The sequence below is a fragment of the Arthrobacter sp. NPDC080082 genome (genome assembly GCF_040686595.1).
GTDB lineage: Bacteria > Actinomycetota > Actinomycetes > Actinomycetales > Micrococcaceae > Arthrobacter.
Genome location: NZ_JBFBKQ010000009.1, coordinates 41,456 through 64,336, shown reverse-complemented (window position 1 = coordinate 64,336; position 22,881 = coordinate 41,456). Strand labels below are relative to the sequence as shown.

At 68.7% G+C, this 22,881-nt stretch carries 23 protein-coding genes, 1 other RNA gene, 1 pseudogene and 1 riboswitch; of the genes and pseudogenes, 14 read left to right on the top strand and 11 right to left on the bottom strand.

Annotated elements, in window-relative coordinates; translation table 11 throughout:
* Positions 1-877: lysozyme (locus AB0O44_RS16140; RefSeq protein WP_364139071.1), on the bottom strand; the 877-nt coding region annotated here is incomplete at its 3' end.
* A 638-nt stretch (positions 878-1,515) separates the two neighbouring features.
* On the opposite strand from AB0O44_RS16140, the gene AB0O44_RS16135 reads away from it, so the two are divergent.
* The 13 genes and pseudogenes from AB0O44_RS16135 to ssrA all read left to right on the top strand — a co-directional run bounded on the left by AB0O44_RS16135 (position 1,516) and on the right by ssrA (position 11,932).
* Complete coding sequence (locus AB0O44_RS16135) at positions 1,516-2,739, top strand: ATPase, T2SS/T4P/T4SS family (RefSeq protein ID WP_364139068.1); 1,224 nt, start codon at positions 1,516-1,518, stop codon at positions 2,737-2,739.
* Positions 2,739-3,593, top strand: a complete 855-nt coding sequence (locus tag AB0O44_RS16130; RefSeq protein ID WP_364139067.1) for a type II secretion system F family protein — start codon at positions 2,739-2,741, stop codon at positions 3,591-3,593. Before AB0O44_RS16135 ends, AB0O44_RS16130 begins: the two co-directional genes overlap by 1 nt.
* Positions 3,590-4,531, top strand: coding sequence for a type II secretion system F family protein (locus AB0O44_RS16125; RefSeq protein WP_364139066.1), 942 nt, complete (start codon positions 3,590-3,592; stop codon positions 4,529-4,531). Before AB0O44_RS16130 ends, AB0O44_RS16125 begins: the two co-directional genes overlap by 4 nt.
* A 68-nt stretch (positions 4,532-4,599) precedes the next feature.
* Positions 4,600-4,851 carry a hypothetical protein gene (locus AB0O44_RS16120; protein WP_364139065.1) on the top strand — a complete coding sequence of 84 codons (252 nt, stop codon included), beginning with the start codon at positions 4,600-4,602 and terminating at the stop codon, positions 4,849-4,851.
* A gap of 153 nt (positions 4,852-5,004) precedes the next feature.
* Positions 5,005-5,367: pseudogene (locus AB0O44_RS16115) on the top strand (TadE family protein); the annotation flags it as partial.
* Between the two features lie 22 nt (positions 5,368-5,389).
* On the top strand, positions 5,390-5,866 hold the full coding sequence (locus tag AB0O44_RS16110) for a hypothetical protein (protein ID WP_364139064.1): 477 nt from the start codon (positions 5,390-5,392) through the stop codon (positions 5,864-5,866).
* Positions 5,867-5,898: 32 nt separating this feature from the next.
* The gene (locus AB0O44_RS16105) at positions 5,899-6,351 is read left to right on the top strand and encodes a pilus assembly protein TadG-related protein (RefSeq protein ID WP_364139063.1); all 453 of its coding nucleotides are present in this window, start codon (positions 5,899-5,901) and stop codon (positions 6,349-6,351) included.
* A 28-nt stretch (positions 6,352-6,379) separates the two neighbouring features.
* Positions 6,380-7,495 (top strand): peptide chain release factor 2, encoded by a 1,116-nt coding sequence (gene prfB / locus AB0O44_RS16100; RefSeq protein WP_290257335.1) that lies wholly within the window; start codon positions 6,380-6,382, stop codon positions 7,493-7,495.
* Between the two features lie 269 nt (positions 7,496-7,764).
* A complete protein-coding gene (ftsE, locus tag AB0O44_RS16095; RefSeq protein WP_364139062.1) occupies positions 7,765-8,580 on the top strand; it encodes a cell division ATP-binding protein FtsE in 816 nt (271 codons plus the stop codon).
* A complete protein-coding gene (gene ftsX, locus AB0O44_RS16090) occupies positions 8,577-9,491 on the top strand; it encodes a permease-like cell division protein FtsX (protein ID WP_364139061.1) in 915 nt (304 codons plus the stop codon). The genes ftsE and ftsX overlap by 4 nt, the downstream gene beginning before the upstream one ends.
* Before the next feature lie 26 nt (positions 9,492-9,517).
* Positions 9,518-10,930 (top strand): peptidoglycan DD-metalloendopeptidase family protein, encoded by a 1,413-nt coding sequence (locus AB0O44_RS16085; RefSeq protein ID WP_364139070.1) that lies wholly within the window; start codon positions 9,518-9,520, stop codon positions 10,928-10,930.
* Positions 10,931-10,969: 39 nt separating this feature from the next.
* Complete coding sequence (gene smpB / locus AB0O44_RS16080; RefSeq protein WP_364139060.1) at positions 10,970-11,440, top strand: SsrA-binding protein SmpB; 471 nt, start codon at positions 10,970-10,972, stop codon at positions 11,438-11,440.
* A gap of 123 nt (positions 11,441-11,563) precedes the next feature.
* Positions 11,564-11,932, top strand: a transfer-messenger RNA (tmRNA) gene (gene ssrA / locus AB0O44_RS16075).
* Positions 11,933-11,977: 45 nt separating this feature from the next.
* On the opposite strand, the gene AB0O44_RS16070 is transcribed toward ssrA, so the two are convergent.
* Positions 11,978-12,112, bottom strand: a complete 135-nt coding sequence (locus tag AB0O44_RS16070; RefSeq protein ID WP_290257339.1) for a hypothetical protein — start codon at positions 12,110-12,112, stop codon at positions 11,978-11,980.
* Between the two features lie 51 nt (positions 12,113-12,163).
* Positions 12,164-12,535, bottom strand: coding sequence for a hypothetical protein (locus AB0O44_RS16065; protein WP_364139059.1), 372 nt, complete (start codon positions 12,533-12,535; stop codon positions 12,164-12,166).
* Positions 12,536-12,667: 132 nt separating this feature from the next.
* Here AB0O44_RS16065 and AB0O44_RS16060 point away from each other — a divergent pair, with 132 nt between their 5' ends.
* The gene (locus tag AB0O44_RS16060) at positions 12,668-14,119 is read left to right on the top strand and encodes an MFS transporter (protein WP_364139058.1); all 1,452 of its coding nucleotides are present in this window, start codon (positions 12,668-12,670) and stop codon (positions 14,117-14,119) included.
* Here AB0O44_RS16060 and AB0O44_RS16055 read toward each other — a convergent pair.
* The 8 genes from AB0O44_RS16055 to AB0O44_RS16020 form a co-directional block, all read right to left on the bottom strand.
* Positions 14,106-14,834, bottom strand: a complete 729-nt coding sequence (locus AB0O44_RS16055; protein ID WP_364139056.1) for a metal-dependent transcriptional regulator — start codon at positions 14,832-14,834, stop codon at positions 14,106-14,108. The genes AB0O44_RS16060 and AB0O44_RS16055 overlap by 14 nt on opposite strands.
* A gap of 10 nt (positions 14,835-14,844) precedes the next feature.
* Complete coding sequence (locus tag AB0O44_RS16050; RefSeq protein ID WP_364139054.1) at positions 14,845-16,140, bottom strand: Nramp family divalent metal transporter; 1,296 nt, start codon at positions 16,138-16,140, stop codon at positions 14,845-14,847.
* Between the two features lie 78 nt (positions 16,141-16,218).
* The gene (locus tag AB0O44_RS16045; protein WP_364139052.1) at positions 16,219-16,977 is read right to left on the bottom strand and encodes a class I SAM-dependent methyltransferase; all 759 of its coding nucleotides are present in this window, start codon (positions 16,975-16,977) and stop codon (positions 16,219-16,221) included.
* 55 nt (positions 16,978-17,032) lie between these two features.
* The gene (locus AB0O44_RS16040) at positions 17,033-18,448 is read right to left on the bottom strand and encodes an aminotransferase class V-fold PLP-dependent enzyme (RefSeq protein WP_364139050.1); all 1,416 of its coding nucleotides are present in this window, start codon (positions 18,446-18,448) and stop codon (positions 17,033-17,035) included.
* A 34-nt stretch (positions 18,449-18,482) separates the two neighbouring features.
* A riboswitch (SAM riboswitch) is annotated at positions 18,483-18,596 on the bottom strand.
* Positions 18,597-18,694: 98 nt separating this feature from the next.
* The gene (gene hisN, locus AB0O44_RS16035) at positions 18,695-19,507 is read right to left on the bottom strand and encodes a histidinol-phosphatase (RefSeq protein WP_364139048.1); all 813 of its coding nucleotides are present in this window, start codon (positions 19,505-19,507) and stop codon (positions 18,695-18,697) included.
* A 90-nt stretch (positions 19,508-19,597) separates the two neighbouring features.
* Positions 19,598-20,713, bottom strand: a complete 1,116-nt coding sequence (locus tag AB0O44_RS16030) for a ribosome small subunit-dependent GTPase A (protein ID WP_290257347.1) — start codon at positions 20,711-20,713, stop codon at positions 19,598-19,600.
* Complete coding sequence (gene aroA / locus AB0O44_RS16025) at positions 20,697-22,118, bottom strand: 3-phosphoshikimate 1-carboxyvinyltransferase (RefSeq protein ID WP_364139046.1); 1,422 nt, start codon at positions 22,116-22,118, stop codon at positions 20,697-20,699. Before aroA ends, AB0O44_RS16030 begins: the two co-directional genes overlap by 17 nt.
* Positions 22,119-22,125: 7 nt before the next feature.
* Positions 22,126-22,674, bottom strand: coding sequence for a DoxX family protein (locus AB0O44_RS16020; RefSeq protein ID WP_290257349.1), 549 nt, complete (start codon positions 22,672-22,674; stop codon positions 22,126-22,128).
* Positions 22,675-22,881: the final 207 nt, after the last annotated feature.

The following is a 22,881-nucleotide window of genomic DNA, read 5'->3' as shown; positions in this document are numbered from 1 at the left end:
ACCCCTGCGAAACACCTCCCCGCAACCCGGTCTTCAAACCCGAAACCGACTTACCAAGCCCGGGAGAAACAGCCGCCACATCAGCAATCGCCTTGCTTGCTCCGTAAGGAATTCCCGCATTAGCGAAAGCGACTAAATCTGTGTAGCTGCCGTTCCATACGTTTGAGTCACCGGTAAGCGGACCTGTACTGCTGTACTGCCAGATGCTGTAGTTGGCCCAACTGCCGGACGGCAGAGGCCCCGCATTGTTCGTGAAGGCGCCCGGGTAGGAGGCAACCCACAGCGGGTAGTCGCCGAAGCCGCCGGGGTTTCCAAGGCATTGGTTCCACCAGGATGTGTTGGTGTAGATAACGGGCAATCTCCCCGTCAGCGAGGACATGGTGCTGCCGAAATCTCTGACCCATGAAGAGAGTTGACTGGGTGACATGCCATAACAGGTGTCACCAAAGTAGAACCCGTTGATGGTTTTGTTCTCGTAGGGATTGAACTCAATATCGAGAACAGGCGGAAGGGTGTAGCTATCGGCGCTCCATCCCCCTCCATTCTGAACGAAGTAGCGGGCCTGGTCGGCACCGGAAGACCAGTTCGGAATGGCGAAATGGTAAGCGCCTCGGATCATGCCTACATTGCGCGCACCTTGATACTGCGATCCAAAAAGACTGTTGGTGAAGTAATTTCCTTCGCTCGCTTTGACATAAGCAAAGCGAGCACCCATGTTCCATTGCTGCTGCCAGTTCACGCTGGTCTGATAGCCGCTGACGTCCAGACCCTGCACGCCAAACGTTGGGCTCCAAGTACCCTCAGTGCTCAGCGACTGGGTGGTGAGGGATTTGGCGCCGGTGGGGGTTGAAGCGACTCGCTTGGAACCCTGACCCATTTCTGCACCAGCGGGGCCGACCGCCGCTGCCATTGCAGCCCGGCCAGAAGCCGAGGAAGGATCCAACACGACCGACGGAGTCGGAGAGGGAGAAACCGCTGGCGACGATGTCGCTGTTGCGGAGGGAGATGCCGAGGCAGCGACGGTCGACGTCGGCGCCACCGTGGACCCAGGGGTTGGCGAAGGAGCGGGGGCCGCCGTCGTCGTGACCGACGGGCTGGGGGTGGGTTCTACCGCAAATGCCGGTGCGGCCTGACAGGCCGTTGCCATGAGGGCAGCAGCTAGCAGCCCGGCTCCAACCCGGCCGAGAAAGTAATAGGTTGGGGGAAGTGGGGACTGCTGCATGTGCCGCTCCGGTACAACGACACGTTCGAGCCGTGTCATGGTGATCTCCGCCCCTGGGCCAAGCGACCGAGCGCTAACCGGGGACGAGAATGTCTGACTTATCGCGCTCACCCTATCCCGGCAAAACAGCGCCACCAGAGTTTCGCCTGATACCTGTGTGAAAATTGTTATAAATCTGCGGGGATTTTTCCACAACCGGGAGAAAATTGGTTGTTCTTATGACCGCCCCACCCTAGGTTTAACCCCAGTTGCACTGCCCCAGGGGAAGGGGCAGCGGTCATGTTGGGGGCACCGTGGAAGCTGTGCGCATCGTCGAGGACGAGGTCCGGGAACTGATCCGGCGTCGCGGGCTTGACCCGCTGCGGCAGACCGTCGAAGTAAGACGCTTGGTCGACGAAGCTGTCCTTGACTATGACGAGCGGGCCCTCCTGGCCCCGTTGCCTCCCATCGGTCCCTTGGACACGGCACGTCGCTTCGTATTCGACGCCGTCGCCGGGTTCGGGCCGTTGCAGCCCCTTCTGGATGACCCGGCGATCGAGGAAGTCTGGCTCAACGCTCCGAACGAGATTTTCGTGGCCCGCAACGGCGAGTCGGAGCTGACGTCCGCGGCCCTGACCGAGCAACAGGTCCACGATCTGGTCGAGCGCATGCTCAAAAGCTCTGGCCGCCGTCTCGACCTCTCGTCCCCGTTCGTCGATGCATCCCTCCCGGACGGTTCCAGGCTCCATGTCGTCATCCCTGACGTGACCCGGCGCCATTGGGCCATCAACATCCGCAAGTTCGTCGTGAAGGCCAGCCGGCTGGAGCACCTCGTCGAGCTCGGCACCCTCACGCCGCAAGCAGCGCGTTTCCTTGGAGCGGCCGTCGCCAGCGGGCTGAACATCCTCGTCTCTGGAGCCACGCAGGCAGGCAAAACAACAATGCTGAACTGTCTCGCGGCCAGCATCGGCACCCGGGAGCGCGTGGTCACCGTAGAGGAGATCTTCGAATTGAAGTTCCCTCTCCGCGACGTCGTCGGGCTCCAGTGCCGGCAACCAAACCTCGAAGGCGAAGGCGAAATCCCGCTTCGCCGCCTGGTAAAGGAAGCGCTCCGGATGCGCCCGGACCGCCTCGTGGTCGGCGAGGTCCGCGAAGCCGAAAGCCTGGATATGCTCATCGCGCTCAACAGTGGCTTGCCCGGGATGTGCACCGTCCACGCCAACTCCGCCCACGACGCGGTGACGAAGATCTGCACACTGCCGCTGCTGGCCGGCGAAAACATCTCCAGCGCCTTTGTCGTCCCCACCGTCGCGTCGTGCATCGACCTCGTCGTCCACTGCAGCCGGCACGCGAACGGCCGCCGCCAGGTAACGGAGATCCTGGCCCTCGGCCGCAGGGTCGAAAACGGGGTCATCGAGTCCTCCATGGTGTTCGAGCTCGACGGCGGCCAGCTGGCAGCGCGGGCGAACTCGATGCCGGCGGCCGAGAAATTCGCTCGCGCCGGGTACGACGTCGCGGCACTGCTGGAGTCGCACTGATGGCGCCGCTATTGGGGCTGCTCGGGGGCGTAGGGTTGCTGCTGATCTGGTGGTCGGCCTGGGAGCAGCCGCCCCGGGCGCCACGGACACCCAAGGTGAACCGCCTTGATGACCTGCTGCGCACCGCGGGCATCGAAAAGGTCAGCAGGGCCGGACTCCTGGCCACGTGCCTCGGCGTCGGAGGTTTCGTGTCCTTGCTCTTCTTCGCCGGTACCCGCTCGTGGCCCATCTCCTGTTGCTTCGGCCTCTTCGGCGGATGGCTGCCGTTGGGCGCCGTCAGGTGGCGGGCGCGAAAACGGACGGCAGTGCTCCGAGAGCTGTGGCCCGACGTCGTGGACCACCTGCGATCGGCGATCCGCGCCGGGCTGTCGCTCCCCGAGGCCCTGATCCAGCTCGGCGACAAGGGGCCCTCCGAGCTGCGCCCGCTATTCCGGGACTTCGGCGCCGACTACCGGTCCGGTGGCCGCTTCGACCCTGCACTGAACCGGCTCAAGGAACGGCTCGCCGACCCCGTCGCCGACCGCATCGTGGAAGCCCTGCGCCTCACCCGCGAAGTGGGCGGCTCCGATCTGGGACGGTTACTCGGCACCCTCGCCGACTTCCTGCGCGAGAACGCCCGCACTCGCAGCGAACTGGAGGCGCGCCAGTCCTGGACCGTCAACGCTGCCAGACTCGCCGTTGCGGCACCCTGGATTGTGCTCGTGCTGCTCGCCAGCCGGCCCGAAGCGGTCGCCGCCTACAACACGGCCGTCGGCGCCGCCGTGCTGGTCGGAGGCCTGGTGGTCTCGCTCATCTGTTACACACTCATGCTCCGGATCGGCGCCCTGCCGCAGGACGAACGGGTGCTCCGATGAGCGCGCTGCTGGCCTCCGCGGCGGCCTGTGGTGCCGTGCTGGGAGCCGCGCTGTGGCTGGTGCTCGTTCGCCTGCCGTTCATGAGGCCGGTCAGCTTCACCGAACGGATCGCCCCACAACTGCGGTCTTACAGCGTGCAATCCCGGCTCCTGCACGAGGCACCCCGGAACCTCACTCCCTTCGGGCCCTTGGAGCGCATCATTCGGCCCGTCCTCGGCGACTGGATGCGGGCTCTGGGCCGGCTCAACCCTGGCACGACGGCGCTGAACCGCAGGCTGGTTCGTGCCGGGAGTGAGAAGACCGCCGTCGAATTTCGCGCGGAACAGCTGCTGTGGGCCGCCGGAGGATTTCTGGGTGCGGTGGCCGTGGTCCTGATCAGTGGTCTGTCCGTGCGGCTCAACCCGCTCTTCGCTGTCCTGATCGTCGTCGCCGTGGGTCTGGCCGGCTTCATGCTCCGGGACTACGCTCTCGGTGCCCGCATCAAGAAGCGTGAGGTCCGCATGATGGCGGAGTTCCCAAGCGTCGCCGAGCTGATGGCCCTGGCCGTGAGCGCTGGCGAGAGCGCAACCGGGGCGCTGGACCGGGTTTGCCGCCGCACCCAGGGGGAACTGGCCAAGGAGTTCGGCCTGGTGCTCGCGTCCACCAGGGCCGGCCAGCCGCTGGTGGAAGCCCTGCAGGAGTTCTCCGCCCGGACCAATCTTGCCCCGCTGGTCCGCTTCGTCGACGGACTCATCGTCGCGGTCGAGCGGGGCACACCGCTGGCGGAGATCCTCCGGGCCCAGGCCCAGGACGTCCGAGACGCCGCCAAGCGCGACCTCATGGAATCTGCAGGCAAGAAGGAGATCGGCATGATGGTTCCGCTCGTCTTCGGCGTGTTGCCCCTGACGGTCGTCTTCGCCGTTTTCCCAGGCCTGGCGGCCATCACCCTAGGCCTTTGACGGGCGAGCTCGCCCACGAATCGAAAGAACATCAAAAGCATCAGCAGCACAAGAAAAAGGGGAATCACATGGCTACACCGACACATCCGGCCCGCGTCATGAACAGGCTGCTTTTCGCGCTCCTCTGGTGCGCGGGTGCGGCGCCCGTGAAGCTCCACAAGGGCAAGCCGGCCGGAGACGACCCCCGGGAGCGGGGCGACGTCCCCGGCTGGGTGATGATCACGCTAATGTCCGCCGTCCTGGTCGCGGCCCTCCTCGCCATCGCCGGGCCGGCGCTCGAGGGGCTCTTCAATCAGGCGATGCAGAAGGTCGGGCAATAGGCGGTGATGCACCCACCGGCAGGTAAGCCGGCGCGGGCGCGCGACGGCGAGGGCGGACGCGCCGACGGCGGCAGGGTCACGGCCCGGCGGAGGCTACTACCTCGCTGCGCGCTCGGTCACTGCACGGGCCAGCCACCCCGGACCCACGACCCCGAGCGGGGTGCCGCGGTTGTCGACTTTGTGATGGTCGGCGCCCTTGCGACGGTGTTCTTCCTGGCCATCGTCCAGCTTGCGCTCGTCCTTCACGTCCGGAACACCCTGATCGACGCCGCTGGCTCCGGGGCGCGGTACGGCACGCTCGCCGACCGGGGCGCCGGTGACGCGAGGGAACGCACGGCGCAGTTGATCGGCGTCGCGTTGACCTCTGACTTCGCCCGCGATGTCAGCACGGGGGAGGCCAGCTACGGTGGAATCCGCACCCTTGAGGTGACCGTCCGTGCCCCGCTGCCCGTCATCGGCCTGATCGGTCCGACCGGCGTGCTGGAGGTGAAGGGCCATGCCGCCTTCCAGCCCTGAACCCCCGAGAGTCCCGGAGCCTTTGCCCCCGGGTGTCCCTGACCCCGCCCGCCCGGACGTCCCGCACCCCGACACCGCGGGGACCAACCCGGAACAGGGGAGCGCCGTCGTTGAGTTCACCTTCCTCGCGCTGCTCCTGATGGTCCCGGTCGTGTACTTCGTCATTACGTTGGGTCAATTGCAGGGCGGGTCGTTCGCAGTGGCCGGGGCAGCGGACCAGGCGGCCAAGGTCTTCGTCGCCCAGGCTGACGCCGGTGCCGGCCGCGCCGCCGCGGAACAGGCCGTCCAGCTCGCGCTCGCCGACTACGGGCAGCCCGCGGGCAACGCAACCCTCGAAACCGCCTGCAGTTCCCCTGACTGCACCGCCGCAGGATCGGCCGTCACCGTGACGGTCCGGCTCACCGTCCCGCTGCCGTTCGTCCCCTTCGGCGAGGCGCTCCGGCTCGACGCCGGACACCTGACCGCCACCTCCACCCAGATCGTCGGGCGGTTCCGCTGATGGCTCGGCCGCAGGCGAAGGTAACGGCCAAGGTGCAGCAACACCCGCATGACACCAGCGAGGCCGGTCAGCTGATGGTCCTGATCATTGGCTATGTCCTGATCGCCCTGCTGATCGTCACCGTGGTTGCCGCGGCCTCCAGCGTGTACCTCGAACACAAGAAGCTGCTCTCCCTCGCCGACGGCGCCTCGATCGCCGCGGCGGACAGCTTCACCCTGGGCCAGATCGACGGCAGCTCCGGTACGCCCACCGCCATCCTCAGCGGTCCCCGCGTCCGCGGCACCACCCTCGACTACCTCACCCGCGACGGCGCCTTCGCCCGCTTCAGCGGCCTGGCCGTCACCCCGGCGACCGGCAGCCCCGACGGGTCCACCGCCGTCGTGGTCCTCAGCGCTGCGGTGCACCCGCCGATCGTCAATTTCCTGGTCCCCGACGGCATCAGGATCGAGGCGACGTCGACGGCGCGGTCCCGGCTGACGCGCTGACTCGCAACCGGGGTAGGCTTGAAAAACCATGGCAAACATTGATTTTCCCGCTGAGATCCGCGCGCTGCGCGCCACCTACGCCTCGATCGAGAACGTCTCCAACGTCGAGGCGCTCAAGGAGGACATCGCCGAACTGAGCGAGCGCGCCGGCGAGCCGAATCTCTGGGACGATCCGTCCGCCGCACAGGTCATCACCTCGAAGCTCTCGCACAAGCAGTCCGAACTCGAGCGCCTCAACAAGCTCGCGGCCCGCATCGACGACCTCGAGGTGCTCGTGGAGCTCGGCCAGGACGAGGGCGACGAGGATTCCATGGGGGAGGCCGCCGCGGAGCTCGAATCGGTCCGCAAGGCGCTCGCCGACCTCGAGGTGGTCACCCTGCTCTCCGGCGAGTTCGACGAGCGCGAGGCCGTGGTGACCATCCGGGCCGGCGCCGGCGGCGTGGATGCCGCGGACTTCGCCGAGATGCTGCTGCGGATGTACCTGCGTTGGGCCGAACGCCACGGCTACCCGACCACCATCATGGACACCTCTTACGCCGAGGAAGCCGGCCTGAAGTCGGCCACCTTCGAGGTCAAGGCGCCCTATGCTTTCGGCACGCTGAGCGTCGAGGCGGGCACCCACCGCCTGGTCCGGATCAGCCCCTTCGACAACCAGGGCCGCCGCCAGACGTCCTTCGCCGCCGTCGAGGTCATCCCGCTGATCGAATCCACCGACTCGATCGAGATCCCGGACAATGAGATCCGCGTGGACGTCTTCCGCTCCTCCGGCCCCGGCGGCCAGTCGGTCAACACCACCGACTCCGCGGTACGCCTGACCCACATCCCCACCGGCACCGTCGTGTCGATGCAGAACGAGAAGTCCCAGCTGCAGAACCGCGCCGCCGCCATGCGCGTCCTCCAGTCCCGTCTGCTGCTGCTGAAGAAGGAGCAGGAGGACGCCGAAAAGAAGGCCTTCGCCGGCGACGTCAAGGCTTCCTGGGGCGACCAGATGCGCTCCTACGTCCTCAACCCGTACCAGATGGTCAAGGACCTGCGCACCGAACACGAGGTGGGCAACACCTCGGCCGTGTTCGACGGCGAGATCGACGACTTCATCGACGCCGGCATCCGCTGGCGGACCGACAACCGTAACGCGGAGAAGTAAACCCCCGGGAAGCGACGCCGCCCAACCGGCCCCGCGTCCGCCGCCGCCCCGCGCCCGCCGCCCAACCGGACCGGCGTCCGCCGCCCGCCCCGCCCCGGCAGGCCCAACCAGTCCAAATTCCCGCGACACGCCACCACCCTCCGGCCGGCGCGCCGGGGCCGGTGCGTATAGTCGGAGGGCCGGTGCCCTATTTCCCCCAAAAGAAAGCCCGCGCCCCGGCGGCAGAACTGGTCTGAAAGATGCCCGGCTCCTGCTGGGTACATAGGGTCATGATCCGCTTCGAAAATGTCACCAAGGTCTACGACCAGAAGGCGCGGCCGGCGCTGGATTCGATCAACCTTGAGATCGACCGGGGAGAGTTCGCCTTCCTCGTGGGGGCCTCCGGCTCCGGCAAGTCCACCTTCCTGCGCCTGGTCCTCAAGGAGGACCGGGCCTCCTCCGGCGCCGTCTACGTCGCCGGTCAGAACGTGGCCCGGATTTCCAGCTGGCGGGTGCCGCGGCTCCGGCGGGGGATCGGCGTCGTCTTCCAGGACTTCCGCCTGCTGCCGCAAAAAACCGTCTTCGCCAACGTCGCCTTTGCCATGCAGGTGATCGGCCGCAGCCGCAGCGTCATCCGCGAAACCGTTCCCGAGGTCCTCAAAACCGTTGGCCTCGAGGGCAAGGAAAACCGCCTCCCGCACGAGCTTTCCGGCGGAGAGCAGCAGCGCGTGGCAATCGCCCGCGCCGTCGTGAACCGTCCCGGCATCCTGCTGGCCGACGAACCCACCGGCAACCTGGACCCCACCACCTCCATGGGCATCATGGGTGTGCTGGACAAGATCAACCAGAACGGCACCACCGTGGTGATGGCCACCCACGACGACGACATCGTCAACGAGATGCGCAAGCGCGTCGTCGAACTCCGCAACGGCAAGGTCATCCGTGATGAGGCCCGCGCCCTCTACACCTCGATGATCCCCACGGTGGGCCAGGCCCGCCGGGCCCGCGACGCCGGCGGCCGGGAAGACAACGGCAGCAGGGACGACGCCGGAACGGCCGGCAACACCACAGCCAAGGCCGACGACGCCGGGGAGGTTCAGCTGTGAGGCTCGCCTTCATCCTCGGAGAAATCGGCAGCGGCCTGCGCCGCAACCTCTCCATGGTCGTCTCGGTCATCCTGGTCACCTTCGTCTCGCTGACTTTCGTCGGCGCGGCCGGCATGCTCCAGCTGCAGATCAACCAGATGAAGGGCTACTGGTACGACAAGGTCCAGGTGGCGATCTTCCTCTGCAGCGACGGCTCGACGGCGCCCGGTTGCGCCTCCGGTCCGGCCACCCAGGAGCAGCAGGACAACCTGCGCAAGCTCCTGCAGTCCCCGTCCGTGGCCCAGTACGTCAACGACTTCCAGTACGAATCCAAGGACGACGCGTACAAGCACTTCAAGGAGCAGTTCTCCAACTCGCCGATCGTCGACTCGGTAACCCCGGACCAGCTCCCGGCCTCCTTCCGGATCAACCTCAAGGATCCGGAGAAATACCAGGTCATCACCGAGAACTTTTCCTCCCAGGCCGGCGTGGAATCCGTCATCGACCAGCGCCAGCTGCTGGAACGGCTCTTCTCGGCCATGAACGCCGCTTCGCTCGTGGCCGTCAGCATCGCCGGCGTCATGATCATCTGCGCCATCCTGCTGATCGCCACCACCATCCGGCTCTCGGCCTTCAGCCGCCGCCGGGAAACTGGCATCATGCGGCTGGTCGGTGCCTCCAAAACCGTCATCCAGCTGCCCTTTATCCTCGAGGGCGTTATTGCCGCTGTGATCGGCGCGGCCCTGGCCTCCGGCACGCTCTGGGCCGTGGCGAACTTCTTCCTCAACGGTTTCCTGTCCAAGCAGTACCCGGACACCGCCTTCATATCTCCGGGCCAGACGCTGATCCTTGCCCCCGCCCTGATCGGTCTGGGCATCGTGCTCGCCGGAATATCATCGCTCCTTACCCTCCGCCGGTACCTTAGGGTCTAGCCGTGCGCAACGCAGAGGAACTGCCCATGACACCGAAGGCACGACGCACCGCAGCGGCCCGCAAGGCCCTCCGCCACAGCCGGCTGGTCAGCACCGCCGTCGTGCTGGCCCTCGCCGCCAGCCTCGGCGCGCCCGCGCCGCTGGCCGTGGCGGACAACCTCGAGGACCAGCAGGCCGCGCTGCGGGACCAGGCCGCCCGCGTCCAGGACTCGCTCGAATTCGTCGACGCGAAGATCTCCCAGGCCGCGGCCGACCTGGTGGTGTACCAGGGCCAGCTGCCCGGGGCCCAGCAGTCCCTCCTCGAGGCCCAGGGCCGGGTGGCCGGGGCGGTCAAGGAAGTTGACGCCCTCGCCGCGCGCGTGGACCTGGCCCAGCAGAACAAGGCCAAGATCACCCAGCAGCTCCAGAATGACCAGCAGAAGATCACCGAGACCAAGAAGCTGATCGGCCAGATCGCTACCCAGGCCTACAAGTCCGGCGGCGTCCCCTCCAACCTCTCGCTCTTCTTCGGTTCGAACCAGGGTGGAAGCCTCACGGACACCATCGACCTGGCCGACCAGGCCCTGCGCAGCCAGAACTCGGCGATGGACAAGCTCACCCAGCAGAACGCCACCAACGTGAACTCGCAGGCGCGCCTGCAGGCGGTGGAAGCCGAGATCAAGGACCTCAAGTCCAAGGCCGATGCCGCGCTGGAGCGGGAGAAGGCGGCCCGGGACGAGGCCGAGGCCAAGAAGGCCCAGGTGGACAAGCTCATCGCCGACACCACCCGTATCGACGCCGAACTCCAGGCCGCCAAGCCGGGCATCCAAAACCAGCTCGCCCAGGTCAAGGCCCAGCAGGACGCCGTGGCCGCCGAAATCGCCGAGCGGGACCGCAAGCTCCGCGAGGCGTGGCTGGCGGAGCAGCGCAGGATCGCCGAGGCCGCCGCGGCGGCAGCGGCCGCAGCGGCCAAGGCCCAGGGCCAGGCGCCGCCGCCCCAGGCACCCTACGTTCCGCCCGCACCGGGTCCCATCTCGGCGTTCGGGCTGCGGCACCCCTTCGCGGCCAACATCCCGATCACCTCCGGCTTCGGCTGGCGGGCGACGCCCCCGGGCACCATCGACTTCTACGGCCAGGGCGGCTACATGCACACCGGCATCGACTTCGGTGCCACCTGCGGCACCCCGGTCTACGCCGCGGCCGCGGGCACCGTGTTCTCCGCCGGGTGGGGCAACGACGGCGGCGGCAACCGGGTGAAAATCTCCCACGGCGTCATCCAGGGCAACTCACTGACCACCGTCTACTACCACAACACCTCCGTGGTGGTCTCCGTCGGCCAGCAGGTCAGCCAGGGACAGCTCATCGCCTACTCCGGCACCACCGGCAACTCCACCGGCTGCCACGCCCACTTCGAGACCTGGGTCAACGGCCAGGCGGTCGACCCCATGGGCCTGCTCTAAACTGGAGTGAATTGCACCATCGATTGAGGAGTTAGCACCGTGCCCAAAGAAAGTGGCCGGAAGGCAGTGGCCACCAACCGCAAGGCCCGGCACGACTACCACATCCTGGATACCTACGAGGCGGGCATCGCGCTCATGGGTACCGAGGTCAAGTCCCTGCGCGAGGGCCACGCGTCCATGGTGGACGGGTTCTGCACCTTCTACAACGGCGAGCTATGGATGGAAGCTATCCACATCCCCGAGTACCACCAGGGGAGCTGGACCAACCACGCCGCCCGCCGCCGTCGGAAGCTGCTCCTGCACCGCGAGGAACTGACCAAGATCGAGCACAAGGTCCGTGAGTCGGGCTTCACCATCGTGCCCCTGCAGCTCTACTTCGTGGACGGACGCGCCAAGGTGGAGATCGGCGTCGCGCGGGGCAAGAAGGAATACGACAAGCGCCAGACCCTGCGCGAACAGCAGGACAAGCGCGAGGCCCTGCGCGTCATGCGCGAACGCAACCGCCGCTGAGGCCGGGCGGCCACGCGCCGGCCGCGGGAATGATTCCGACTGCGGCTGCGTTATCATTGAGTGTCCGGGAGGGATCCACAGGATCCCGATCGGCGGGGTTATGGACGTTTGATAACTAAACACGGGGATGATCGGTTTCGACGATGTTAGTCGCGACAGGTGAAGCGGGCCGAGGATGCAGAATTATCTCGTAAACGCTGTCTGCAAACCAATAAGTGCCGAATCAAAACGCACTGACTTCGCTCTCGCTGCCTAAGCAGTAAGACAGTCCGTCAGCCCGAGGTTGCTATTGCCCCGGATCCTGGCGTCATTTAGATAGCCACTGCTGTTTACCCCCGTCATCGGGGTAAACGGGACTCTTAGATGACTGGGCCCGGATCAGCCACCTGTTTGCAGGATGGCTGGGGCCGAGAAAATCCGACGCAAACTGCGCCCGGAGAAGCCCTGACAACACGACATCGGACGGGGGTTCAATTCCCCCCATCTCCACCAACCCAGCGAAACGGCCGGAAGCTTCTGCTTCCGGCCGTTTCGTCGTTAACGCCGCTTGATGTGGGACACCTGGTCCGTGTGCTCATCGACGATGTGCTTGGCTTTTTTCTCGGCCCGTTTTTCCTTGATGGTCTTAACCGGCTTCTTGCTCTGGTGCCGATGCGGCGACTTATCAGGCATGGCGCACTCCCTCAACAGAAACGGGCCCGGGATGAACCCGTTCGTTTTAGGCTACGCCCCGGGTACGGCCACGTCCACGACGCCGACAAACCGGGTTCCGACGCCCTCGTACTCGCTCCGGACGTGGTTGGGAGCCAGCTCCGGCAGCTCGAAGGGGGAGTGCCGTTCGCAGCACACCCAGCTGAACTCGGGCCACCACTTCTTCGGCCGCGCGGCCTCCGAGTAGCCGCACACGGCGCAGGTGAGCTGGACCCACACCGGGCGCTTACCGGTCCGGTTGGCCTTGGACTGGCGCAGCCACGCCGGCGGGCTGTCCAGCAGTTCGGCGAGTTCGGCGTCGGAGAGCCGGGCGGGGATGCCGTGGCGGCTGGCCATTTCCAGCGGAATATCGAGGACCTGGGCTGCTTCGCGGCGGGTAATCATCCGTCAATTTTACGCGACGGCGGGAGAAGCGGCGCCGGCAGGCCCCGGCCGGCCGCCATGTGGAACGGCTGAAGGCCCCCGGAGGCACGCCCGGTGCTAGGCTCAGGGCACCGGATCAGGAAGGCACGAACCATGCCCGGCACCCCCGCCGCACCCATGACAAGCCTGCAGAAGCGCGTGCTCTACGTGGCGATCGTGGCCTCCTTCATCGCTTTCCTCGACGGTTCCGTGGTGAACCTGGCGCTGCCGGCCATCAGCCGCGAACTCGGCGGCGGTCTGGTGGTCCAGCAATGGGTGGTGGACGCGTACCTGCTGACCCTCGGCGCTTTGATCCTGGTGGCGGGATCCCTCTCCGACCAGTTCGGCCGCGTCCGGGTGCTGGAGTGGGGGCTGGCCGGGTTCACCGCCACGTCCATTCTCTGCGGCGTGGCGTGGAACGGCGAGTCGCTGATCATCTTCCGCGGTCTCCAGGGTGTGGCCGGTGCGCTGCTGGTGCCCAGCTCCCTGGCGCTGATCGTCACCGTCTTCAGCGGCCCGGCCCAGTCCGCCGCGATCGGCAAATGGTCCGCGTGGACCTCCGGCGCGATCGTCGCCGCCCCGCTGCTGGGCGGGATCTCCGTGGATGTCTTCACCTGGCGGGTGATCTTCTTCCTGAACATCGTTCCCGCCGCCGCCGTCTGGCCCGCGCTGCGCCGGCTGCGCGCCCAGGACCTGGAGCGGCCTCCCGGCAGCAGCATCGACGTCGCCGGCACGGTCCTCGCCGTCGTCGGGCTCGGTGGGATCGTCTATGCCTTCATCGAGCGCGGCAGCCAGGGCTGGGGCTCGCCGCAGGTGTGGCTGCCGCTGGCCGCGGGCATCGCCGGACTCGCCGCGTTCCTGGTGCACGAGGGCCGGACCCGCGCGCCGATGATGCCGCTGCGGCTCTACACGGTGCGGAACTTCGGCTGGGGCAACGCCGCCACCCTGGTGATCTACGGGGCGCTGAACCTGGGCTTCTTCGTCCTGGGCCTCTACCTCCAGCAGGTGGCCGGGCTCGGCGCCACCGCCGCGGGCCTGGCCCTGTTGCCCTCCACCCTGATCCTGTTGCTGCTCTCGTCCCGGATGGGGGCACTCTCCGGACGTTTTGGCCCCCGCTGGTTCATGACCGCCGGGCCGCTGCTCTGCGCGGCCGGCTTCCTGCTGATGCTCGGCATCGGCCTGCCCCTGGACTATGCGTGGCAGGTCCTTCCCGGCGTCGTAGTCTTCGGGATCGGTCTCGCCGTGACCGTGGCGCCGCTGACCTCGGCCATCCTCGGCGCGGTTCCGCCCGAGGAAGCCGGGATCGGCTCGGCCGTGAACAACGCCGTCGCCCGCATCGCCGGGCTGGTGACGATCGCCTTCGCCGGGCTGATCACCGGGCCGGTGATCACCACTGCGGGACTGCACGCGACGTCGCTGGTCACCGCCGCGCTGTTCGTCGCCGGCGCGCTGGCCTCCGCCGTCGGGATCCGGAATCCGCCAGCGCCCGCGGACGCGTCCGCCGGGCCTGCAGCAGAAGGCGGGGCTGGCGACGGCGGGGGAGCCCAAGGGGCTAGCGGAGACTAGCGGCGGGTGAGCTGCCGGGTTCTTCGTCGTCTGCTGACACAGGGTGCACCCAGAGGGCGTCGGCGACCCGGTCGGCAAGGTCGAGCTCCCGTGATCCGTCAGGTCCGGCGATCCGCACCACCAGGGGGCCGCCGAACGGCTTCCTGCCCAGCACCGCGACGGCGGCGTCCAACTCGATGCGTTCGGTCGCCAGATAGCGCAGCAGGTCCGGGTCCTCGTCGCTGATCCGCGTGATGCGGCCGCCCTGGCCGGCTGGCAATTCGCTCATCCGCACCGCCGGGGGCATCAGGACCGAGCCGTCCGCCGCGGGGATGGGATCGCCGTGCGGGTCGCGGACCGGGTGGCCCAGCTTGGCCGCCATCCGGTCGATGAAGGTGTCCGAGACCGCATGCTCCAGGGTCTCCGCCTCGTCGTGGACCTCGTCCCAGCGGTAGCCGAGCTCCTGGACCAGGAACGTCTCGATCAGCCGGTGCCGCCGGACCATGGACAGGGCCAGCCGCTCACCGTCCGCGGTCAGGGTGACGGCTCCGTAGGGCTTGTGGTCCACCAGGCCCTGCTCCTTGAGCTTGCGGACCATCTCCGAGACCGAGGAGTTCGCGACGCCGAGGCGCTGGGCCAGTTGCGTGGAGGTGATCGGCTTGTCCTGCCACTCCGTGAAGGTGTAGATGACCTTGACGTAGTCCTCGATCGAGGAAGAAGGCGGGCTGGTTTTCACAGCCCCTAGCCTACCGTCCGGCCGCACCCGTGAATGTGAACCACAGCAGCGCCAGGTTCAGGGCCACCACCAGCAGCACGCTGACCACGGACGCGATCCGCAGCGGCAACCGGTCGACGAAGCCGCCCATCAGCGGGGTGCTGCTCGTCAGCACGACCAGCGGGACCAGCACGAAGGGGATGCCGAAGCTCAGCACCACCTGGCTGAGCACCAGCGCCCAGGTCGGGTCGAAGCCGACGGCCAGCAGCACGACGGCGGGAACCAGGGTCAGGAGCCGGCGCAGCATCAGCGGGATCCTGATCTTCAGCAACCCCTCCATGATGGTTCCCCCGGCGTAGCAGCCCACGGACGTCGAGGCCAGCCCGGAGGCGAGCAGCCCGACGGCGAAGACCACGCCCACCACGGGTCCCAGGCTGGCGCTGATGGCGGCGTGGGCGCCCTCGATGCTGTCCGTGCCCTCCACCCCGCCCAGGGTTGACGCTGCCAGCAGCAGCATGCCGATGTTGACGATGCCGGCTACGGCCAGCGCCGCGATGACGTCCCAGCGGGTGGCGCGAACCAGCCGCTCCACCGCGTGCTGCGGAACGTGCCGGTGCCTGTCGGGGCGGTGCCGGTCGCGCGAGAGCGCCGAATGGACGTAGATGGCGTGCGGCATGACGGTGGCGCCCAGCATGCTGGCGGCCAGCAGCACGGTGTCCGGGCCGCGGAACCCGGGGACCAAGCCGGAGAGGACCCCTGACGGGTCCGGCGGGCTGATGAACAGCCCGGCCAGGAAGCCCACCGTGATGATGGCGAGCAGGCCCATGATCACCAGTTCGAAGGGCCGCTGCCGGTTCCGGCTTTGCATGGCCAGCAGCGCCATAGAGATGCCGCCGACGACGACGGCGCCCAGTGGGAGGGGGAGTCCGAAGAGCAGGTAGAGGGCCACGGCGCCGCCGACCACTTCGGCCAGGTCCGTGGCGGCCGCGACGATTTCGGCCTGGACCCAGAATGCGCGCCGCCAGCCGGGACGCAGGCGTTCCCCGAGCAGTTCCGGCAGGCTGCGACCGGTGACGATGCCCAGCTTGGCGGACTGGTACTGAACCAGGACGGCGACGACATTGGCCACCACCAGCACCCAGACCAGCAGGTAGCCGAACTCGGCGCCCGCGGTAAGGTTGGCCGCCACATTGCCGGGATCCACATAGGCGATAGCGGCGACGAAGGCCGGCCCCAGCAGCGCCAGCAGGGCCCGGCGGGGCCCCTTCCTGCCACGGACCGGGCTCCGGCCGCCGGCGGCGGGATCCTGTTCGGCGAGGTGCAACATTGCAGGCTCCTGCGGCTGGTGGGTCAAATGAGTTCCGTATGCCTGAACAAAAAAGTTAGGCATACCGAAATCATAGGCTCAGACCTTCATCGCGCGCCAGCTTTTGGTGAGGTAGGGCAGGGCCAGCGTCTCGCCGGGACCATGACTGAGGTGCTCGTACAGGTACCACTGGAGGTTGGCCAGCACCTTGGCCCGGGTGGCCTCGCCGGCCCGCAGGAAGTAGCTGCGGGACTTGGCTAGCTCCAGGATCTCCTCCGGCGTCACCGGGTCCTCCCACCGGGTCAGGTGGCTCTCCAGCCCGGTGAACTCCGGGCCGACCGGTGGGCGGAACGAGGGTTTGTGGACGTCCCCGGCGTGCATGATCCGGGAGAGGCGGTGCACCCACGGCACGGAGGTGTCCAGCTGGTTCCAGATTAGCCCGAGCACCCCGTGCGGACGCAGGATGCGGGCGGCCTCGGTGCTGGCCTGCAGCGGCTCGCACCAGTGCCAGGCCTGCGCCACCGTCACCAGGTCGAACGCAGACGCCGGGAGGCCTGTGTGTTCGGCGGTCCCCACCGTGGCCGGGACACCAGGGAGGGCGGCGCGCAGCTGGTCCAGCATGTCCGCCGACGGGTCGACGGCGGCCGTGGCCAGGCCGCGGGCCACGAGAAGGGCGGTGAACTTACCGGTCCCCGCCCCGACGTCGGCCGCGTCCCGGGCTCCGGCGGGAATGAGCCAGTCGGCGGAGTCGGCGGGATAGCCGGGCCGCACCCGGTCGTAGTGTTCCCCGCCGTCCTGGAAGCTCGCTCCGAGCTCCTTCCGCCGGTTCTGATGCAGTTTGGGGCCGCCGCCTGCCACGTGAACTCTCCTTCGGCAGCTCGGGAAGATACCCGTCGAATCTACCGTAAACCGGCTATTCGGGGCCGTCGAGGGTGCAGGGGGCCGCCCCGGCGGTGCCGGGGGTGTTGGGCGCCCAGTGCGGGTAGCTGCGGGTGTCGTTCGCCGGTACCCAGCGCCCGGCATCCACCAGGTAGTCCCAGCCCAGGCCGTCCCGCCGCAGCGTCCGCAGCGCGGCCAGCAGCCGCTCGGCGTCCTCGAGCCGGGAGCCCAGGCCGAAGCTGGCCCGCAGCGACCCGGCGGGCAGGCCCAGCCGCTTGAGCAGCGGATGCGCGCAGAACCTGCCGTCCCGCACACCGATCCCGTGCTCTGCGGACAGGTACGCGGCGACGAGACCGGCGTCGTACCCCGCGACCGAGAAGTTCACGACGCCGATGGTGCCGTGGCCCTCCCCGCGGTCGGTCTCCTCGAAGATGTGGTGCTCGCTCACGCCGTCGATCTCCCGCAGGCCGTCGGCAAGGAAGGACCGGATGGCATCCTCGTGGCCGTGCCAGGATGCTTCGTCCAGGGCCGCGACCGCCTGGGTGGCGCGGGCCAGGGCGGCCGCGCCGAGGACGTTGGGGGAGCCGCCCTCGTGCCGGGCAGGTCCGGTGGTCCAGCTGACGGCGTCCAGCCGGGCGTCGCGGACGGCGCCGCCGCCGGCCAGATGCGGCGTCCCGGCGTCGAGCCAGTCCGGCCGCCCCACCAGGACACCCGCGCCGAAGGGCGCGTAGAGCTTGTGCCCCGAGAAGGCGACGTAGTCGATGCCGTCGGCCGCGACGTCGATGCGGCGGTGCGGGGCCAGCTGCGCTGCGTCGACGACGATCCGCGCCCCGTGCTCGTGCGCCAGCGCAGCCAGCTCCCGGACGGGCAGGATCTCGCCGGTGACATTCGACGCGCCCGTGACCGCGAGGAGGCTGATGCCGCCGGTTGCCAGCTCGGCCCGGAGCCGCGCCAGCGTCCCGGCGAGGGTCGGCGAGGCGACGACGCTGCGGTGCGGAACCCCCTGCCAAGGCAGGAGGTTCGCGTGGTGTTCGATGTCCAGGTACAGGACCTCGCCCAGGTGCCGGCCGCCGGCGGTGGGCAGGCACCCGGCCAGGAGGTTCAGCGAATCGGTGGTGTTCCGGGTAAAGATGACCGCGTCGTCGGGCCGGCCGCCGACGAACTCCCGCACAATGGTCCGCGCGTTCTCATACACCGAGGTGCTCAGCTGGGAGGCGTAGCCGGCGCCGCGGTGGACGCTGGCGTAGTAGGGCAGGATCTCGTTGAGGTAGGCGGAAACCACGGACAGGGCGGGGGCCGAGGCGCCGTAGTCCAGATTGGCGTAGCGGACCTGGCCGCCCTGGATCAGCGGCGCCTGGATCTCGGCGCCGGTCACGGCGGCCAGCGGGGCGCGCGCGGCGGATACAGCCGTGGAGGTGGACGCTAGGGACGAAAAAATGGCAGTGGACATGGGACCTCGCTCGAAAAGGACCCCGCGTGCTGGGGATCCGCGCTTGCCGGGTCCGCTCCGGACCGGCCAGGTCGTCACCCGGGGCACCCCGCCGCGAAAGGAGGGTTGCCGGCCAGCAAACCGGGGTTTAGCGCTGGCACTCGTGACCTGGTTCGAGCCTAGGACACGAGTGCCGCGCCCCGGAAAGGGGCGCGGCAATGTGAAGCGCTGTGTTACGCGGAACCGGCCCTTAGGGAAGGCGCCGCTCTAGAGCAGGTCGTCGAGGTTCGGATTGAGCCGCTTGAGGACCTCGGAGTGCAGGATCGAGTTCGTGGCCAGGGCGTTGCCGCCAAACGGGCCGTCCTCGCCTTCAAGGGAGGTGAACCGGCCGCCGGCCTCGGTGACGATCGGGACCAGGGCGGCCATGTCGTAGAGGTTCAGCTCCGGCTCGCAGGCGATGTCGACGGCGCCCTCGGCCACCAGGCAGTAGGACCAGAAGTCGCCGTAGGCGCGGGTGCGCCAGACCTCCTCGGTCAGGCCTAGGAATTCGTCGAGGTTACCGCGCTGCTTCCAGCCGCCCAGGCTGGAGTAGGAGAGGGAGGCATCCGAGAGGTCCGAGACGTTCGAAACCCGCAGCCGGGTGGCGGCGGCCAGCGAGCGGCCCGTGTAGGCGCCGGCGCCCTTGGCGGCCCACCAGCGTTTGCCGAGGGCGGGGGCGCTGACGACGCCGACCACCGGCTCGCCCTCGTCCACCAGAGCGATCAGGGTGGCCCAGACCGGGACGCCGCGGACGAAGTTCTTGGTGCCGTCGATCGGGTCGATGATCCAGCGGCGGGAGCCGTGGCCCGAGCTGCCGAATTCCTCGCCCAGGACGGCGTCGCGGGGGCGGGAGCGGGAGAGCTGGCCGCGGATGGCCTCCTCGGCGGCCTTGTCGGCGTCGGTGACCGGCGTCAGGTCCGGCTTCGTCTCGATTTTGAGGTCAAGGGCCTTGAAGCGGCTCATGGTCTGGGAATCGACCGAGTCCGCCAGGACGTGGGCAAGGCGCAGGTCATCGTTGTAGCTCGACGCGGGTTGGCTCATGCTTCCAAACTACCGTCTAAACGCGCTCCGGCCGGGGAGGCCACGTCCCGGACGGCCGGATCGCCCGCGGGGCGAAGAGGCGACATACGGTCAGGAGACGGTGCCCAGTTCCTTGGTCTCCTGGGCCTCCTGCCGCGGGTCGGTGCCCAGCAGCCGGCGCAGCGAGGCCAGCCGGGCCGGGCCCGAGGGGCCCGCGTGGCCGGCCTGGACCCACGCGTCCACGCCGCAGTTGACGGCGGTGGCGTCGTGCTTGCAGCCGCGCTCGCAGTCCTCGGTGCCGGGGGCCAGGTCGGGGAAGGAACGCAGGATGCGGTCCGGGTCCACGTGGGCCAGCCCGAAGGACCTGATCCCGGGGGTGTCGATGATCCAGCTGCCGGCCGGGGCATCCGTGACCTTCAGCGCCAGGGCGGAGGAAGAGGTGTGGCGGCCGCGGCCCGTGACGGCGTTGACGCCACCGGTGGCCCGCTCCGCCCCCGTGAGGGCGTTGACCATGGTGGACTTGCCGACGCCGGAGTGGCCGAGCATGACGGTGACCCTGCCGTCCAGGTAGCCGTGCAGTTCGGCGACGGCCGGGCCGTCCAGCCGGGCGGAGAGGCCGTCGTCGGAGCGGGCGTCGATGCCGGAGGCGGAGGCGTCGGCGGTCTTGGAGATGATGACGGGCAGGTCGAGGTGGCGGTAGTTCGCCAGCAGCTCGGCCGGGTCCTTGATGTCGGCCTTGGTGATCAGCAGCAGTGGCTCGATCCCGGCGTCGTAGGCGGCCACCAGCGCGCGGTCGATGAAGCCGGTGCGGGGCTCCGGGTTGGCAGCGGCCACGACGACCACCAGCTGGTCCGCGTTGGCCACCACGGCCCGCTCGATCGGATCGGTGTCGTCGGCGCTGCGGCGCAGCAGGGTGCGCCGGTCCTGGATCTTCACCAGCCGGGCGAGGGTGTCCGGTTCGCCGCTGACGTTGCCGACGAGGGAGACGAAGTCGCCGGCCACCACCGGATTGCGGCGCAGTTCGCGGGCACGCGCGGCGATCACGGTGCGCTCTTCATCGGTGCCCTCGGCGACGACCGCGGTGTAGCGGCCGCGGTCCACCGTGATGATCCGGCCGGTCACGGCGTCGTCGTGGCTGGGCCGGTCCTTGGTGCGCGGCCGGGACCCCTTCTTGTTGGGGCGGATCCGGACGTCGGATTCGTCCCAGGAGTCAGTGCTGCGGGCCACCGGCGGCGTCCTTGTCTGCACGGGCCTCGTCTGAACTGGTGCCATCGGCCGGGGCCAACATGGCGGCCCAGAGCTGCGGGAAGTCCGGCATGGTCTTGGCCGTGGTGGCGATGTCCTCGACCTCGACGCCGGGGACGGCGAGGCCCAGGATGGCGCCGGCGGTGGCCATCCGGTGGTCTGCGTAGCTGCGGACCACCCCGCCGTGGAGCGGGGCGGGCCGGATGACGAGGCCGTCGGTGGTTTCCTCCGCGTCGCCGCCCAGCCGGTTGATCTCGGTGACGAGGGCGGCGAGCCGGTCCGTTTCGTGCCCGCGCAGGTGGGCGATGCCGGTCAGGGTGGAGGGGCCGTCGGCCAGGGCGCAGAGCGCGGCGACCGTGGGGGCGAGTTCGCTGGTGTCGGCGAAGGTGCCGCCGCTGATGGACCGGCCGCCGGTGACGGTCAGGGTGCCGCCCTCGAGGCTGACGGTCGCGCCCATCGCGGCGAGGATGCCTCGCCAGAGGTCGCCGACCTGCGTGGTGCCTTCCGGCCAGTCGGGGATGCGGACGGTTCCGCGGGTGGCGAGGGCCGCGGCGAGGAACGGTCCGGCGTTGGAGAGGTCCTGCTCGATCCTGCGGTCGAAGGCGCGGATGGGGCCGGGGGAGACGATCCAGTGGTTGGGGCGGGAGTCGTCGACGGTGACGCCGAGCTCCCGGAGCGTGGCGACGGTCATCGCGATGTGGTCGAGGCTTGGGACGGGCTGGCCGGGGTTGGCCGCGCTGCGGTGCTCCAGGTGCAGTCCCTCGGTGAAGCGGGCGCCGGCCAGCAGCAGGGCGGAGACGAACTGGGAGGAAGCGCTGGCATCGATGACCAGGTGGCCGCCCCGGACCTCACCGGTGCCCTCGACGGCGAAGGGGAGGGCCGTCGCGGGGCCGCCGTCGGGCGCGGCGACGTCGACGCCGAGGCCGGTGAGGGCCTCGATGATGGTGCCCATCGGCCGCAGCCGGGCGTGGGGATCGCCGTCGAACACCGTCCGGCCCTGCCGGAGGGCGGCTAGCGGCGGGACGAACCGCATCACGGTTCCTGCCAGGCCGCAGTCGATGTCTGCCGACCCCGTGGACGCCCCGGCGGCAGCCGGCAGCACCTCGAGGTCGGGGCCGAACGCGCCGTCGCCGGGGACCTCCGTGATGGTCGCCCCGAGACGGCGCAGTGCCGCGATCATCAGGGCCGAGTCCCGCGAATGCAGCGGGGCGCGGAGCCGGGACGGGCCGTCGGCCAGGGCGGCGAGCACCAGGTAGCGGTTGGTGAGCGACTTGGAGCCCGGGACCGTGACGGTGGCGTCGACCGGGTGGCCGGCACAGGGCGCGGGCCAGTGCGGGCCGCCCCCGGCGGGCACGGATTCAGCTGCGGCGGGGGCAGTACCAGACATTGACGCTCTAGGCTCCGACGGCGTTGTCGACGGCCTTGCGGACCGCCTTGTCGGCCTTCTTCAGCTTCTTGCCGGTGCTCTTGCGGGCGTCGGCGGCAAGGTGGGCGGTGGAGCGGCGGGCGTCGGCCGCGAGGTGCTCTGCGCGCCAGGCCAGGCTCGGCTTGCCGTTGGTGTCGACCGAGGCCAGGAGCACGCCGCCGGTCAGGGTGATGTTCTTGAGCAGTTGCTTGCGCCGGTTCTCGCGTCCTTCCTTGGACGAGATGTCTGCGGAGCGCCACTCGACGTAGGCGTTGAGGGCGGAGATGACGCCCAGGACCGTTGCGGAGAGGCGGGCGAACTTGCCGAGGGCGAAGCAGGCGCCGGCGCCCACCTGGGCGCCCCCGATCACGCGGGCCAGGGTCTTCTCGGAGGTCTGGAAGGGGAGCGCGTCGGCCGCGCGGCTCAACAGCGGGGAAAGCTGAGTGGCCGTGTCATCCGCGTTCCGCAGTTTGTCCATGCCTGCGAGCACGAAACTGGAGGCGAGCATGGGACGGGCGAAGAACCGGACAGGCGACATGAATTTCCTCCTGGAGGGATGAACCGCGGGTGTTCTGCGGGGAACCGGTTCTAGTCTTGCACTTTTGCGGAATATTTGCCCGCCGACGGCGGTTGTGCAGGTAGTGCCTCAATAAGCGAGGAGAGGTGGAAGTTTGACTCTGGTTCAGACCACGGAACGGACCGACACGGACGTCGCCAACCCCTGGGCCCGTGCCTTCGCGGGTCC